A 14,489-nucleotide genomic window follows, 5' to 3' on the forward strand; every position below is an offset into this window, starting at 1 on the left:
ATTCCTCACCTGAAACAAATATTTACTTGACGACCATTCAGTTTTTCTGACCTCTATGCTTGCGAATTAACTAGCGGTACGTCGGCGCGAAAGCATCGTCAGAATCCCTTCAGTTTGCAGCCCGATGGATCGTGCACCGGCGGAGAGCTGCTGTGGATCCCTTCAATCGACTGAACGTTCGTCCCAACTTCCGCCGGGAAAACCTCCCCTGCGACGGCAAGGTCGGTGACCTCGTTGTCCTCTCGCCGCTGGCCGAGGGAGAGTACGACGGTTCCGCGTCCGGCCTCGCGAGCGTCTGGATATGCGTCAAGGGCTCGATGACCTCCGAAGGCGAGCAGAAGGCGCTCTGGGCCCGCGTTCAGTTCGATGGCGTCGGGGAATGCGAATTCCCGATCTCGAAGCCTCCGCAGGACCTCCCGCCCCTTACGCGCGGCTGAACCGCGATCGCCTCATTCATCACGACAGGAGGTCAACTTGGCCAGCTTCACCAGCACGAACAGTTCCGACCCGACGACTTCGGCAATCGACGCATTCTCGGTTGGGGAAGGCATCCATGCGGAATCGACCTCCTCGAACGTGGCGGCCGTAGCCGCCTTCCAGCAAGCGACCGGGCCTGGCACGACGGGCGCCGCCGTCTTCGCGCTGACGAACGGCGACGGCCCCGGGACCTATACCGAGGCGAAGGGCAAGGGCGATGCCCTGGTGGCGCGCCAGACCGCGCTGGACAGCACGGGCGCCGCGGTGTCCGCGGTGGTGGCCGGCCAGGGACACGCCGTGTTCGCGAAGGTCGACAATCCGAACGGTACCGGAATGGCGCTGTGGGCGGAACACACCGGCGGGCCGGGTCACGTCGTGGCCCAGTTCCACGGAGACGTGGTGGTCACGGGCGACGTCTCCTTCCCCGGCATGGATTGTGCCGAAGAGTTTCTCGTCCTCGGCAGCCAGATCGCGGAACCCGGAACCCTGATGGTCATCGGCGCCGACGGCGTGCTGGAAACCTCCACGATGGCTTACGATCGGAAAGTGGTCGGGGTGGTGGCCGGGGCGGGCGACCTCAAGCCGGGCATCGTCATGGGCAAGGGTCGGTACCTTAGCGCCGCCAGCCGCCCCATCGCGCTCGTCGGCCGCGCCTGGTGCAAGGTCGACGCGTCCCACGGCGCCATCGGCGTCGGCGATCTGCTGACCAGTTCGCCCACGGCGGGACATGCGATGATCGCGAACGACGCCAAGCGTGCCTTTGGCGCCGTCATCGGCAAGGCGCTTGCGCCTCATGCAGAGGGCTTGGGCCTCGTTCCCATCCTCATCGCGCTGCAGTAGCGGGGGCTGCCATGGAGTTCGTGCGCCACCACGTCGCAGCCAGCGGCAGCACGTCGCTCAAGGGTTTCTACGCCTCCGAGAACGTCGACTACGATCCGCCGAGCAACAGCCTTCGCGAGAACATAAAGAAAGCCAAGTGCCAGCGCGTCTACACCCTGGCCAGCGGTGCCACGGGCGACGCGGAGGAGCGCGAGATCCGCGACACGATGGTGTCCGCGAACAGTAGCAAGGAAATGATCCGCATGTTCTTCGCCATGCGCGGCTGGGAAGGGCTCGACGACGAACTCGAGGAAGCCTACCTCGATCCGATCGCGGCGCGCACCGCCGAAGTGCTCGACTGGCGCGACTACATACCCTGGCAGCTGATCCGCCAGCATCTGCCGCTGCTCGACCACAACGGCCCCCTGAACCTCGGCGACGTCTTTCTGAAGATCCGCACCTGGCCCCTGCCGTACCAGCCGTTCGGCCTGGACCGCATCCTCGGGACCCGTCCCGAGATATACAGGCGCATCGCGAGCGCGACGATGCGTCGGCGGGAATCCATGACCCAGGCCGCGCGCGTCCCGGCTTTCGTCATCACCGCCTACGACACCGCAGCGCCGCCCGTTCACCGCCGGAACGAGCTGTTCCAGATGATGCATCAGATCAACTACACAACGCGGATCTGCGTCCAGCTGGAGATCCCGCGCTACGACGACCTCTACAACGTCCTGCTCGACATGGCAGACCCCGCGATCGACGCCCGCCAGCGTCTCGCCTGCCACGACGCCGTCGATTTCCTGAAGCTCGAGTTCGCGGCCGCGCAGGACGCCGTGAAGTTCGCCGGCGAGAACAGCGCGAAGACGCTCGTCCAGAGCTTCATGACCGCGCGGCAGGCCGCGCTCGATGCCTGGGCGCCCAACGTTCCGCCGGGCACGATCCTCACGGCTCTTATCAACGCCATCCAGCCGGCGCTGACCACGCTGAACCAGTTGCGGACCTTCGTGGTGAACATCCCCGACATCGCCAGCGAGATCACGCTGCCGAAGCTGCTGGACACGGATGGCGACGACGTGGCGCGAAACTTCGTCTCGTCCGCAAAATCCCAGAACTGGCTCGACCGGGTGGCCGCGCGCGTCAAGGTAAAGGCCATCCAGGCTTGCCTGGACGGCTCCACGGGCGACGACGACGAGATCGCGATCCTGTCCTGCCTGAGCGCGGCGAAGGCCTACGACCAGGCCGAGTTGTACCAGCTCGCGGCGGCGGCCACATGGGAAGCACTGTATTCCAGCATCGACGGGGACGAATACGACCAGCTGGAGACCCTGCTCGACCAGCCGACCTAGCCCGACGAAATCCCGGCGGTCCGGCCGAATGACGAACCGCGGCCAGGCGTCATCGGCTGGTCGCAGACCCGGGGAAAAGGAAGCGGCGCGGGCCGGAGCCCGCGCCGCATCATCCGTTCAGGGGACCGGCTGGTAGAAGCAGGGCTGCGCCATCGCGCGGAACTGCGTGCCGCTGCTGGTGGCCTGGGGGACGATCGACTTGTTCTTCGCACCGACCCAGTGAGCCCACTTGTTGCCGAACTTGCTGGCGACCGAAGCCTGCCAGATCTGCTGGGCCATCGCCGGGTTGGCGCCGAACACCATCTCGTAGTTGCCCTTGCAGTCGCCCGGCTGGGGCCCCGAGGCCATCTTCATCTGGCTGACCGGCGTTACCGTGTTGCGCTGCGCCTGGGCGCTTCCGATCGTTACCGCCGCGACCGCGCCGAGCATGACGATGCCGTGGATGATCCTGGATGTCGTTCTCATGTTGCTTGTCCTTGTCTTGATAGCGGGAGGCTTTCCGGGGGAAAAGCGCCCGCAGGCTTCTGTCGAAGACCAGTCTCTTCTTCCGGTCTCTCCGTCTTTCGACGATGCAAGGACTATCCACCCGGCCTGCTGCCTGCGTGTTTCACTGGACCGGACGGGATATTTCAGTTGTTTCAGCCCGCGGACGAGCCCGTCGCGGCAAGCACACCCGCGACGATCCGGCGCATCTCCGCCGGCACGAACGGCTTCTCGATGACCGGCCTGTCACAGCCGTCGAGGAACAGCCGCGCGGCCGGGCCCAGGGCATCGCCCGTCACGAAGACGGTGCGGCGGGCAAGATCAGGATGGCTCTTCTCCAGCCAGCGGAAGAACTCCGCGCCTCCCGCGTCGGGCATCCGCAGGTCGGATATGACGGCATCGAAGCCGCCACGCGCGGAAACCAGTGCCTCGGCTTCCCGGCCGGTCCGGGCGGTTACGCACACGCAGCCGAGCGTCTCGAGGATCTCGCCGATGACCTCCGCGACCTCCGTCTCGTCATCCACCACCAGCACGCGCCACCGTCCGGACGGCGCCTCGCTCGACGAGACCTCGGCCTCCGGGAGGCCCGCCACGCCTTGTGAGGACGCGGCCGGGAGGGTCAGCTCGAAGACGGCGCCCTGTCCTTCGGTCGCGGCCAGCAGCAGCTCTCCGCCGTTCGCCTGCGCAAGTCCACGCGACACCGAAAGACCGATGCCGGTTCCCAGCCCGTGGGGCTTCGTGGTGAAGAAGGGATCGAAGATGCGACCGGCGATCGCGGGCGGCACGCCGGGTCCGTTGTCGGAGAACCGGAGGGACAGGACGCCGCGTCCGGCCCTTGCCGCGATGGTGATCCGCTTTTCCCCGACCTGCCGCTCCATCGCCTGTCCAGCGTTGACGAGCAGATTGATGACGATCTGCTGGACCTGGTCAGGGTCGGCGAACACCATGGGCAAGTCGGTCCCGTAGTCCCGCACGATTTCCACACCGCCGCTCTGCAATCCGTAGATGACGAGATCGATGGACTGGTCGAGCAGGGGCGCCAGGTCGAACGCCTGCCTGGCCGCCTCGCGCTGGCGCGCGATCGCGAGGAAGGAGCGGACAACGCGGGCGCATCGCTGCGCCGCGGCTTCGATCCGCTCCACGCGCTGGGCCGCGACGGCACGGTCGCCGGGAGCCGCGATCTCCTCGCGCAGCATCATGGCCTGCCCCAGCACGACGGAAAGCGGGTTGTTCAGTTCATGCGCGACTCCCGCAAGCAGCGAGCCCAGCGCGGCGAGCTTCTCGCTCTGGTGCAGCAGGCCTTGCTGGCGATTGATCTCGCGTTCGGCGGCCCTGGCTGAGGAAAGATCGCGCAGGTTGGCGGTGAAGAGACGCTGGTCGGGAAGCGAGACCTCGGTGATCGCCAGTTCGACGGGGATGATGCGCCCGTCCTTGCAGGCCGCCTCCATAGCCACGCGCTTGCCAAGGACATGGGGGACGCGCGTGCGCTGGTAGCGTGCCATCCCGTCATCATGCGCCGTCCTCAGGTGCTCGGGCACGATGAGGGAGGCGATCGACCGGCCCTGCGCTTCTTCCCGCGAATAGCCGAAGGTCGTCTCGGCGGCGGGATTGATGGTGACGACGATGCCCTTCTCGTCCGTCACGATGACGGCGTCGAGCGCCGATTCGACGACCGCGGCGAGGACGGCGGCGTGGACTTCCGGGGCAGGCGCATGCCCCGGCGCGACCGCATCGGGGGCGGTCCCCGGCATCGTCAGGCAAGGTTTCGGGGTGGAACGTATATGTAGCCGGCGTTGCGGACCGTCCTGATGACGCGGGGCTTGGCCGGATCGACCTCGGTCTTCTTGCGCAGACGCGCGATGCGAATGTCGATGCAGCGCTCACCCGCGCCGTCGTCGAGATCGAGGAGCCGCGATCGTGACAGGACGGTGTTGGGGTTGCGAGCAAAGAGTTCCAGCAGCGCGAATTCGGTCGCGGTGATCGCGATCCTCGCACCGGACCCGTCCGCAAGGCAGCGGTTTTGGAGATCGAGCCAGACGCGGCCGAAGCCGACATGTTCCCCAGGGCTCGCCGAGGACGGTGAAGGCACCGGCGGAGCGGGCGTCGCGCGACGCAGCACTGCGCGCACGCGCGCGGCGAGTTCGCGCAGGTCGAACGGCTTCGTCAGGTAGTCGTCCGCACCGATCTCAAGCCCGACCAGCCGGTCGACCACGTCGTCCAGGGCCGTCAGCATGATGATGGGGACCGACCCGGCTGCGCGCAGGCGGCGCGCGATGGAGATGCCGTCTTCGCCGGGGATGAGGACGTCGAGCACGATCAGGTCGGCGGGACCGGCGTCTAGCGCCGCGTCCAGTTCGGCTGCATTGGCACAGCAGTCCACGGTCACCTCGTCGCGGCCGAGGTACTCACACAGCATGTGCCGGATCTCAGGTTCGTCGTCCACGACGATGAACCGGAGACCGGGACGCGGCCAGAACATGCTCTTCGCGAAACCGGCTGTTTGCAACATGCGAGATCCAGCCTTGACTGATCCGATTTAGCGGATAGCTTATTTCGTGAAAATTTGATTTTGTCAATCGGTGATTCCATGGCTCGCTCCTACAGGATGGAGAAGCGCGAACAGGCGATGAAAGAGATCCGCGACCGGATTCTCCAGGCGACCATCCAGCTCCATGACGAGAAGGGGCCCGCCTTTACCACGTTCGCGGATATCGCCGAGCGGGCCGGGGTGGGGCAGGCGACGGTGCACCGGCACTTCGCGACGACCGGAGACCTGGTGCGCAATTGCGGGATGCATGTCTGGGCGGAGATGCGGCCGCCGGTGCCGGAGGATGCGGAAGCTTGCTTCGCCGGCCTTCATACACGGGAAGAGAAACTGGCGCGGCTGATCGCCGAGACGGACGCCTTTTATGAGCGAGGCTGGCAGCGCCTCACGCTGGCAGCGCGGGACAGCGACATGATCCCGGAACTCGACGGCTTCCTGAGGGCCGTCGGAGCAGGCATCGAAGCGCTGGTCAGGGAGGCTCTCTCGCCACCGCATCCCGATCCGAGGGCGGTCGGCGTGGTCACGACGCTGGTGAGCCTTCCGGTCTGGAAGGATCTGAACCGTCTCGAAATGGCGCCATCCGAGCTGGCGGCCCTGAAGCTGCGGCTTCTCCTATGCGGCATCGCTGCAGCCGAGGCGGCATAGGCAAGGCAGTCCCTCGCCGTTCACATCCTCGCCGGCAGCACCCGGTCTGGAGGCCGATGACCATCCGCCCAGACGCGGATGTTGATGATGACCTTGTCGCCCATGTCGACGCGGCCCTCGATGGTGGCGGAGCCCATGTGGGGCAGGAGCACGATCTTGCCCTGGGCGGCGAGCTTGACGAGCTTGGGGTTGATCGCCGGCTCGTGCTCGAAGACATCGAGACCGGCGCCGGCGAGCCGGCCGTCCCGGATCATCTGGATCAGCGCCGCCTCGTCGATGATGTCGCCGCGCGCGGTGTTGACGATGTAGGCGGAGGGCTGCATCAGCGCCAGCCGGCGCGCCGACAGCAGGTGGAAGGTGGCGGGCGTGGAGGGGCAGTTGACCGAGATGATGTCCATGCGGGCGAGCATCTGGTCGAGGCTCTCCCACCAGGTCGCCTCCAGCTGGTCCTCGATGGCGGGCGCCACGCGCTTGCGGTTGTGATAGTGGATCGATAGTCCGAAGGCTTTCGCACGGCGCGCGACCGCGGTGCCGATGCGGCCCATGCCGACGATGCCGAGCCGCTTGCCCCAGATGCGGCGGCCGAGCATCCAGGTGGGCGACCATCCGGACCACTTGCCGCCTTCCCTGATGAGAACGCCGGCGCCCTCGATCAGCCGGCGCGGCACGGTGAGAATGAGCCCCATCGTCATGTCGGCCGTGTCCTCGGTGAGCACGTTCGGCGTGTTGGTGACGGTGATGCCCTTCCTCGCGGCGGCGTCGACGTCGATGTGCTCGACGCCATTGCCGAAATTGGCGATGAGCTTCAGGTTCGGTCCGGCCTGCTCAATCAGCGCGGCGTCGATGCGGTCGGTGATGGTGGGGACCAGCACGTCGGCGGTGCGCACCGCGGCGACGAGCTCGGGCTGCGTCATGGGACGGTCGTCGACGACGAGGCGGGCGTCGAACAGTTCGCGCATGCGCGTCTCGACCGGATCGGGCAACTTGCGCGTGATGACGACGAGAGGCTTCTTCTTGCCCGCCATGATTTCCTCGTTCCCGGGTCCTGTTGAGACCTCTTTAACCAAGACGGGCGATAATCCAAACCCTGTGACCGGCCCTCCCCTGTCTAGCAACAGGGCGGGGCCAAGACAAAGAAAAACGGGATCGCATGAGGTCCGCCCGCCGGACCGGCGAGACATGGAAGTCGAGGTTCGTATCGTGTCCCTTCCCTCCGCTTTCCGCATGGCCGCCGCGCTGGCGCTGGCCGGAGCAACCTTCCTCTCGCCGCAGGGCGCGCCGCCGGCAAACGCCGCGGCCGGAGCCGAGCCGGTGACGCTGGGGCCGAGCGGCCTGCCGCTGCCGCGGTTCGTCAGCCTCAAGGCCAGCAAGGTGAACCTCCGGATCGGGCCCGGGCTGAACTACTCGGTCGACTGGATGTACCTGAAGCCGGGGCTGCCGATGGAAATCGTTCAGGAGTACGACACCTGGCGGCGGGTGCGCGACGCCGAGGGCGCGGAGGGCTGGATCAACCAGTCGCTGCTGTCGGGCAAGCGCACCGCGCTCGCCGCCCCCTGGCAGCAGGGCAAGCAGATCGAGATTCCGCTGCTCGCCAAGCCCCAGGACGACGCGCGCGTCGTGGCCAAGCTGCAGCCCGGGGTCATGGGCTCGGTGGAATCGTGCGACGGCGAATGGTGCCGGATGAGCTTCGACGGCCATGACGGCTGGATCGCTCAGTCGCTGGTGTGGGGCGTCTATCCGGGCGAAACGGTGGAGGACTGAGGTCCTCGCCCAGCCGTCGACGCGGAAGCCGTCATGAAAAAGCCGCCTCGCGGGCGGCTTTCGTCGTTGCGGATGACGCAGGCTCTCAGCGCGATGTCTTCGGGCGCAGGCGCACGACGATGTCGACGTTGACGATCTCCATGCCCTCGGGCGGCTCGGGCAGGTTGTGCACCGTGACCGGGCCGTTGGCGATGTCGATGACGGTGTTGGCCCCCTCGACGTAGAAGTGGTGGTGGTCCGAGGTGTTGGTGTCGAAATAGGTCTTCGCACCCTCGACGGCGAGGATGCGCAGCATGCCGGCCTCGGTGAACTGGTGCAGCGTGTTGTAGACGGTCGCCAGCGACACGGGGACGCCGGCCTGCACTGCTTCCTCGTGCAGTTCCTCGGCGGAGATGTGACGGTCGCCCTTGGCGAAGAGCATGTCCGCCAGCGCGACGCGCTGCCGGGTCGGGCGAAGACCCGCCTCACGCACCTTGCCGACGATGCCAGCCATTGTCTCTTGCATTAACGTCTTCCAGTGTTCGTGCCCCGCGGACCCGGAGGATCGCGCAATATGCCAGCCACATGATATATTCGTTCCACCCGCCGAGATCAATACATGGCGGCGGGGCCGCAGGGCGAGCGGCGGGAGCGGCCGAGGCGCGCCAAGCCCGTCCCCGCGGCGAATTTCGGCACGCCTCGCAGTCCGGGCGCCTCAAACTTCTTGAAATGCGTCGCGGGAACCGGTATATAGCGGTCAAATTCTTGGTCGTACGGCGCAAGAGTGGGTCCACCCGGTCCCGCTCTTTTTTGTTACCCGCGCGGCCCTTCCGGAGACATACGCACGGGAATGACGGACCAGACGACCGAGGCGGACGACCGCATCATCCGCGAGACCGGAACAGACCAGCGCGTGGCGCTGCTCATCCAGCCATTGCTGCGCTCGATGGGATACCGGCTGGTGCGGGTGCGGCTGTCGGGACAGAACGGCCTCACCTTGCAGATCATGGCCGAGCGCCTCGACGGCACGATGACGGTCGAGGACTGCGAGGAGGTGAGCCGCGCGGTGTCGCCGCTGCTCGACGTCGAGGACGTGATCGACAAGGCCTATCACCTGGAAGTCTCCTCGCCCGGCATCGACCGGCCGCTGGTGCGCAAGAGCGATTTCGGCCACTGGGCCGGGCATCTGGCCAAGCTGGAGACCTCGATGCCGGTGGCCGAGAAGAAGCGGTTCCGCGGCAAGATCGCCGAGGCGACCGAGACCGAGGTGGTGATCGAGCGCGACCAGGCGAGCTACGGCGACGAGCCGGTGGTGCGCATCCCGTTCGACGTCATATCCGAGGCCAGGCTGGTCCTGACGGACGACCTCGTGCGCGAGGCGCTCCAGAAGGACAAGAAGGCGCGCCAGGAACGAAAGAAACGCCGCGGCGAAGAGCCGGACGGCGAGGACGAACAACAAACGCAAGATTGAATTCGCGGCGCGGCCACAGGGCCGGCGCGAAGCAAGGGAGACCATCATGGCAGTCAGTGCAAACCGGCTGGAGCTTCTGCAGATCGCGGACGCCGTGGCCCGCGAGAAATCGATCGACAAGTCCATCGTCATCGCGGCGATGGCCGACGCGATCCAGAAGGCGGCCCGCTCGCGCTATGGTCAGGAGACCAACATCCGCGCCGACATCAACCCGACCACGGGCGAGATGAAGCTGCAGCGGCTGATGGAGGTGGTCGAGGACGTCGAGGAGTTCGGGCGCCAGATTTCGCTGCGCGACGCGCGCGACCGCAACCCGGACGCGCAGGTGGGCGACTTCATCGCCGAGCAGCTCCCGCCGATGGATTTCGGACGCATCGCGGCGCAGTCGGCTAAGCAGGTGATCGTGCAGAAGGTGCGCGAGGCCGAGCGCGACCGCCAGTACGACGAGTACAAGGACCGCATCGGCGAGATCATCAACGGCACCGTCAAGCGCGTCGAATACGGCAACGTGATCGTCGATCTCGGCCGCGGCGAGGCGATCATCCGGCGCGACGAGTTGATCCCGCGCGAGAACTACAAGTACGGCGACCGCGTGCGCGCCTATGTCTACGACGTGCGGCGCGAGCAGCGCGGACCGCAGATCTTCCTGTCGCGCACGCATCCCCAGTTCATGGCCAAGCTCTTCCAGATGGAAGTGCCGGAGATCTACGACGGCATAATCGAGATCAAGTCGGTCGCCCGCGATCCCGGATCGCGCGCCAAGATCGCGGTGATCTCGCGCGACAGTTCCATCGACCCGGTCGGCGCCTGCGTGGGCATGCGCGGCAGCCGCGTGCAGGCGGTGGTCGGCGAGCTGCAGGGCGAGAAGATCGACATCATCCCCTGGTCGCAGGATGCGGCGTCCTTCATCGTCAACGCCTTGCAGCCGGCCGAAGTCGCCAAGGTGGTGCTCGACGAGGATGCCGAGCGCATTGAAGTCGTCGTCCCGGATGACCAACTATCGCTTGCGATCGGCCGGCGCGGACAGAACGTTCGCCTGGCCTCGCAGCTGACCGGCTGGGACATCGACATCCTCACCGAGCAGGAGGAGAGCGAGCGCCGTCAGAAGGAGTTCGTGGAACGCTCCACCCTGTTCATGGATGCCCTGAACGTCGACGAGATGGTCGGCCAGGTCCTGGCTTCCGAAGGTTTCACCTCCGTGGAGGAAGTCGCGTACGTCGATGCCGACGAGATTTCGTCCATCGACGGGTTCGACGAGGACACGGCGTCCGAGATCCAGGCCCGCGCGCGGGAATATCTCGAGCGCATCGAGGCCGAGCACGACGCAAAACGGCGTGAACTGGGCGTCGAGGACGCGTTGCGAGAGGTGCCCGGCATGACCACCGCCATGATGGTCACGCTCGGCGAGGACGGCGTGAAGACGGTCGAGGATTTCGCCGGCTACGCCGTCGACGACATCGTCGGCTGGAAGGAACGCAAGGACGGCGAGACCAAGATGTTCCCCGGTGTCCTTTCGGACCACGGGGTGAGCCGCGCCGACGCCGAGCAGATGGTGCTCGCGGCGCGCCTGAAGGCAGGCTGGATCACCGAAGACGACCTCGCCGGGGAGACCGACGAGGCCGAACTGGAAGAGCAGCCGGCCGAAGCCTGAGCCGGACAATGGAACGGCGGCTGACCGGAGAGTTGTTTGGACGAGATGGCCGAACGCACATGCATCGTGACGCGCCGCGCGGGCGAGCCGGAAGGCCTGATCCGCTTCGTGGCGGGTCCCGACATGTCGGTCGTGCCGGACCTGAAGAGGAACCTGCCGGGGCGCGGCTGCTGGGTCACCGCTGAGCGGACCCGTGTCGAGGAAGCGGCTCGCAAGAACCTCTTCCGACGCGCGCTCAAGGCGGAGGTAAACGTCGACCGGGACCTCGCCGGAATGGTCGACGCTCTGCTGACCAAGTCCCTGCTGGGCGCGCTCGGGCTTGCGCGCAAGGCCGGTGCCGTGGCATTGGGCGCAGCCAAGACGGACGCCGCCATCCGCTCGGGAAAGGCTCTCGTCGTGCTTCACGCCAAGGAAGCGGCCGAGGACGGCATTCGCAAGCTTTCCCAGGCGCGCAAGGCGACCGTCCATCTGGGCGGTCCGGATATCGAGGCCTACAAACTCCTTTCGGAGGCCGAAATGGGTTTGGCATTCGGGGCCACAAATGTGATACATGCTGCCGTGCTCGCGCAGGACGCGGGCAAGGCGGCTTTCAGGCGCGTGGTTGCGCTTGACCGTTACCGGGGCGGCTCCCCGGATGGCCGGGCGGCAGTTGACGGCCCGCCGGCACAGACGGCGCCTAACAAGGATACGGAATGACGGATACGAAATCGGGCGACGACAAGACGCTGACCGTGAATACGAAGAAGACCCTGACCCTGAAGCGGCCGGGGGTCGAGCAGGGAACCGTGCGCCAGAACTTCTCGCATGGGCGGACGAAGTCCGTCGTCGTCGAGACCAAGAAGCGCAAGTTCTCCATCCCGGGCGAACGCCAGGAACAGGCGCCGCTGGCGCTGAACCCGCGCCCGCAGCCGGCCGCCCCGCGCCCAGCGCCGCCGCCGCAGGCACCGGTCGCCCGCCAGCCGCAGCCGCCGCAGCGCGAGGCTCCGCGCGCGCCGGCCCAGGCGGACCGCTCGGGGGTCGTGCTGAACGACCTCTCCGGCGAGGAGATCGAAGCGCGTCGCCGCGCCCTCGAGGAGTCGCGCCATCGCGAGATCGAAGAGCGCAAGCGCGCCCAGGAAGACGCCCTGCGCCGCAACGAGGAAGAAGAACGCCGCCGCAAGGAGCGTGAGGAATCCGCGCTCCGGCAGGCCGAGGAAGAAGCGCGCCTGCAGCGCGAGGCCGAAGCCCGGCGCCGCGCCGAGGAAGAAGCGCGCCGCCGCACGCCGCTGGTGGAGCCGGAGGTCGCGGACGAGCCCGAGGTGGTCAAGAGCAAGACCAAGCCCGGCCTGCCGCCCAAGCGCATCCCGACGCCGGAAGTTCCGCGCCCGACGCGCGGACGCGACGAGGACCGACGCCGCGGCAAGCTGACGCTCAACAGCGCCCTTTCGGGCGACGAGGCCCGCGGCCGCTCGCTGTCGGCCATGCGCCGCCGCCAGGAGAAGTTCAAGCGCGGCATGCATCAGGAACCGCGCGAGAAGATCGCGCGTGAAGTGATCCTGCCCGAGACGATCACCATCCAGGAACTCGCCAGCCGCATGGCCGAGCGGGCGGTGGACGTCGTGAAGTACTTCATGAAGCAGGGCCAGATCATGAAGCCCGGCGACCTGATCGACGCCGACACGGCCGAACTGGTCGCGTCGGAGTTCGGCCACACGGTCAAGCGCGTGGCGGAATCCGACATCGAGGAAGGGCTGTTCAACATCGCCGACAAACCGGAGAACCAGGAACGGCGTCCCCCGGTCGTCACCATCATGGGCCACGTCGACCACGGCAAGACGTCGCTGCTCGACGCCATCCGCGAGGCCAACGTGGTTTCGGGCGAGGCCGGAGGCATCACCCAGCACATCGGCGCCTACCAGGTGGAGAAGAACGGCCAGAAGATCACCTTCATCGACACGCCGGGCCACGCCGCCTTCACGGCGATGCGTGCCCGCGGCGCACAGGCGACCGACATCGCGGTCCTGGTGGTCGCGGCCGACGACAGCGTGATGCCGCAGACGATCGAGTCCATCAGCCACGCCAAGGCGGCGGGGGTGCCGATCATCGTGGCGATCAACAAGATCGACAAGCCCGACGCCGACCCGCAGAAGGTACGCACGCAGCTGCTCCAGCACGAGGTGTTCGTGGAATCCATGGGCGGCGAGGTGCTCGACGTCGAGGTTTCCGCGACCAAGAAGACCAACCTCGACAAGCTGCTCGAAGCGATCCTGCTGCAGGCAGAACTGCTCGACCTGAAGGCCGATCCGGAGCGTACTTCGGAAGGCGTCGTCATCGAGGCCAAGCTCGACAAGGGCCGCGGTCCGGTCGCGACCGTGCTGGTGCAGACCGGCATGCTGCTGCCTGGCGACATCATCGTGGCCGGCAACGAATGGGGCAAGGTGCGCGCGCTGGTCAACGACCGCGGCGAGCAGATCAAGGAAGCCGGACCATCCACGCCCGTCGAGGTGCTGGGTCTCCAGGGCACGCCGCAGGCAGGCGACCGCTTCGCCACCGTGGAAAGCGAGGCACGGGCACGCGAGATCACCGAGTACCGCCAGCGTCTGGCACGCGAGAAGGCGGTGGCCAAGCATGCCGGCCAGCGCGGCTCGCTCGAGCAGATGATGTCGCAGCTCCAGACTTCGGGGCTCAAGGAGTTCCCACTGGTCATCAAGGGCGACGTCCAGGGCTCGGTCGAGGCGATCGTGGCCGCGCTCGACAAGCTCGGCACCGACGAAGTGCGCGCGCGCATCGTCCATTCGGGCGCCGGCGGAATCACCGAGAGCGACGTGTCGCTCGCCGAGACCTCCGGCGCGGCAATGATCGGCTTCAACGTGCGCGCCAACAAGCAGGCGCGCGACGCGGCCGAACACGCAGGGATCGAGATCCGCTACTACAACATCATCTACAACCTCGTGGATGACGTGAAGGCGGCGATGTCGGGCCTCCTGTCGCCGGAACGCCGCGAGACCTTCCTCGGCAACGCGGAGATTCTCGAGGTCTTCAACATCACCAAGACCGGCAAGGTCGCGGGTTGCCGCGTCACCGAAGGCAGGGTGGAGCGCGGCGCGGGCGTGCGCCTGATCCGCGACGACGTGGTCATCCACGAAGGCACGCTGAAGACGCTGAAGCGGTTCAAGGACGAGGTTCCCGAAGTGCCCGCCGGACAGGAGTGCGGCATGGCCTTCCAGAACTACGAGGACATCCGCGCCGGCGACATCATCGAGTGCTTCCGCGTCGAGATGGTGACGAGGACGCTTTAGGGCGTCCGGTCTGCCGCATGAGCGGGACGGCCGG

At 66.8% G+C, this 14,489-nt stretch carries 14 protein-coding genes; 9 read left to right on the top strand and 5 right to left on the bottom strand.

Annotation, left to right across the window (positions count from 1 at the left end; translation table 11 throughout):
• Positions 1–152 precede the first annotated feature (152 nt).
• Genes ABGN05_RS07210 through ABGN05_RS07220 form a run of 3 tightly spaced genes read left to right on the top strand, consistent with a single transcriptional unit; the run spans position 153 to position 2,642 of the window.
• Positions 153–437, top strand: coding sequence for a hypothetical protein (locus tag ABGN05_RS07210; RefSeq protein ID WP_367953336.1), 285 nt, complete (start codon positions 153–155; stop codon positions 435–437).
• Positions 438–474: 37 nt separating this feature from the next.
• On the top strand, positions 475–1,317 hold the full coding sequence (locus tag ABGN05_RS07215; RefSeq protein ID WP_367953337.1) for a hypothetical protein: 843 nt from the start codon (positions 475–477) through the stop codon (positions 1,315–1,317).
• A gap of 11 nt (positions 1,318–1,328) precedes the next feature.
• Positions 1,329–2,642: a hypothetical protein gene (locus ABGN05_RS07220; protein ID WP_367953338.1), complete on the top strand. Its 1,314-nt coding sequence runs from the start codon at positions 1,329–1,331 to the stop codon at positions 2,640–2,642.
• Positions 2,643–2,759: 117 nt separating this feature from the next.
• Here the strand turns inward: ABGN05_RS07220 and ABGN05_RS07225 are convergent, their stop codons facing one another.
• The 3 genes from ABGN05_RS07225 to ABGN05_RS07235 form a co-directional block, all read right to left on the bottom strand.
• Positions 2,760–3,107, bottom strand: a complete 348-nt coding sequence (locus tag ABGN05_RS07225; protein ID WP_367953339.1) for a hypothetical protein — start codon at positions 3,105–3,107, stop codon at positions 2,760–2,762.
• Between the two features lie 173 nt (positions 3,108–3,280).
• Positions 3,281–4,876: a PAS domain S-box protein gene (locus ABGN05_RS07230; protein ID WP_367953340.1), complete on the bottom strand. Its 1,596-nt coding sequence runs from the start codon at positions 4,874–4,876 to the stop codon at positions 3,281–3,283.
• Positions 4,877–4,878: 2 nt separating this feature from the next.
• Entirely contained in the window at positions 4,879–5,634 is a 756-nt protein-coding gene (locus ABGN05_RS07235) for a response regulator (protein ID WP_367953341.1), read from the bottom strand.
• A gap of 78 nt (positions 5,635–5,712) precedes the next feature.
• Here ABGN05_RS07235 and ABGN05_RS07240 point away from each other — a divergent pair, with 78 nt between their 5' ends.
• Positions 5,713–6,315 carry a TetR/AcrR family transcriptional regulator gene (locus tag ABGN05_RS07240; RefSeq protein ID WP_367953342.1) on the top strand — a complete coding sequence of 201 codons (603 nt, stop codon included), beginning with the start codon at positions 5,713–5,715 and terminating at the stop codon, positions 6,313–6,315.
• Positions 6,316–6,335: 20 nt separating this feature from the next.
• On the opposite strand, the gene ABGN05_RS07245 is transcribed toward ABGN05_RS07240, so the two are convergent.
• Complete coding sequence (locus ABGN05_RS07245) at positions 6,336–7,340, bottom strand: 2-hydroxyacid dehydrogenase (protein ID WP_367953343.1); 1,005 nt, start codon at positions 7,338–7,340, stop codon at positions 6,336–6,338.
• A 154-nt stretch (positions 7,341–7,494) separates the two neighbouring features.
• Between ABGN05_RS07245 and ABGN05_RS07250 the strand changes: the two genes are divergently transcribed.
• Positions 7,495–8,076 (top strand): SH3 domain-containing protein, encoded by a 582-nt coding sequence (locus ABGN05_RS07250; RefSeq protein ID WP_373695906.1) that lies wholly within the window; start codon positions 7,495–7,497, stop codon positions 8,074–8,076.
• Between the two features lie 85 nt (positions 8,077–8,161).
• Here the strand turns inward: ABGN05_RS07250 and irrA are convergent, their stop codons facing one another.
• Positions 8,162–8,581, bottom strand: a complete 420-nt coding sequence (gene irrA, locus ABGN05_RS07255; RefSeq protein ID WP_367953344.1) for an iron response transcriptional regulator IrrA — start codon at positions 8,579–8,581, stop codon at positions 8,162–8,164.
• Positions 8,582–8,905: 324 nt separating this feature from the next.
• Between irrA and rimP the strand changes: the two genes are divergently transcribed.
• Genes rimP through infB form a run of 4 tightly spaced genes read left to right on the top strand, consistent with a single transcriptional unit; the run spans position 8,906 to position 14,455 of the window.
• Positions 8,906–9,526: a ribosome maturation factor RimP gene (rimP, locus tag ABGN05_RS07260; RefSeq protein ID WP_367953345.1), complete on the top strand. Its 621-nt coding sequence runs from the start codon at positions 8,906–8,908 to the stop codon at positions 9,524–9,526.
• Between the two features lie 46 nt (positions 9,527–9,572).
• Positions 9,573–11,177 carry a transcription termination factor NusA gene (gene nusA / locus ABGN05_RS07265; protein WP_367953346.1) on the top strand — a complete coding sequence of 535 codons (1,605 nt, stop codon included), beginning with the start codon at positions 9,573–9,575 and terminating at the stop codon, positions 11,175–11,177.
• Between the two features lie 45 nt (positions 11,178–11,222).
• On the top strand, positions 11,223–11,873 hold the full coding sequence (locus ABGN05_RS07270) for an RNA-binding protein (RefSeq protein WP_367953347.1): 651 nt from the start codon (positions 11,223–11,225) through the stop codon (positions 11,871–11,873).
• Positions 11,870–14,455 (top strand): translation initiation factor IF-2, encoded by a 2,586-nt coding sequence (gene infB / locus ABGN05_RS07275; protein WP_367953348.1) that lies wholly within the window; start codon positions 11,870–11,872, stop codon positions 14,453–14,455. The genes ABGN05_RS07270 and infB overlap by 4 nt, the downstream gene beginning before the upstream one ends.
• Positions 14,456–14,489: the final 34 nt, after the last annotated feature.

Origin of the sequence: Aquibium pacificum (assembly GCF_040839445.1) — a bacterium.
Classification (GTDB): Bacteria; Pseudomonadota; Alphaproteobacteria; order Rhizobiales; family Rhizobiaceae; genus Aquibium; species Aquibium pacificus.

What these genes read in the sequence shown, in the direction of transcription:
- ABGN05_RS07220 (WP_367953338.1), top strand. Translation starts at nt 1,329, where the DNA reads ATGGAGTTCGTGCGCCACCACGTCGCAGCCAGCGGCAGCACGTCGCTC.
- ABGN05_RS07225 (WP_367953339.1), bottom strand. Translation starts at nt 3,107, where the DNA reads ATGAGAACGACATCCAGGATCATCCACGGCATCGTCATGCTCGGCGCG.
- ABGN05_RS07230 (WP_367953340.1), bottom strand. Translation starts at nt 4,876, where the DNA reads ATGCCGGGGACCGCCCCCGATGCGGTCGCGCCGGGGCATGCGCCTGCC.
- ABGN05_RS07235 (WP_367953341.1), bottom strand. Translation starts at nt 5,634, where the DNA reads ATGTTGCAAACAGCCGGTTTCGCGAAGAGCATGTTCTGGCCGCGTCCC.
- ABGN05_RS07240 (WP_367953342.1), top strand. Translation starts at nt 5,713, where the DNA reads ATGGCTCGCTCCTACAGGATGGAGAAGCGCGAACAGGCGATGAAAGAG.
- ABGN05_RS07245 (WP_367953343.1), bottom strand. Translation starts at nt 7,340, where the DNA reads ATGGCGGGCAAGAAGAAGCCTCTCGTCGTCATCACGCGCAAGTTGCCC.
- ABGN05_RS07250 (WP_373695906.1), top strand. Translation starts at nt 7,495, where the DNA reads ATGGAAGTCGAGGTTCGTATCGTGTCCCTTCCCTCCGCTTTCCGCATG.
- irrA (WP_367953344.1), bottom strand. Translation starts at nt 8,581, where the DNA reads ATGCAAGAGACAATGGCTGGCATCGTCGGCAAGGTGCGTGAGGCGGGT.
- rimP (WP_367953345.1), top strand. Translation starts at nt 8,906, where the DNA reads ATGACGGACCAGACGACCGAGGCGGACGACCGCATCATCCGCGAGACC.
- nusA (WP_367953346.1), top strand. Translation starts at nt 9,573, where the DNA reads ATGGCAGTCAGTGCAAACCGGCTGGAGCTTCTGCAGATCGCGGACGCC.
- ABGN05_RS07270 (WP_367953347.1), top strand. Translation starts at nt 11,223, where the DNA reads ATGGCCGAACGCACATGCATCGTGACGCGCCGCGCGGGCGAGCCGGAA.
- infB (WP_367953348.1), top strand. Translation starts at nt 11,870, where the DNA reads ATGACGGATACGAAATCGGGCGACGACAAGACGCTGACCGTGAATACG.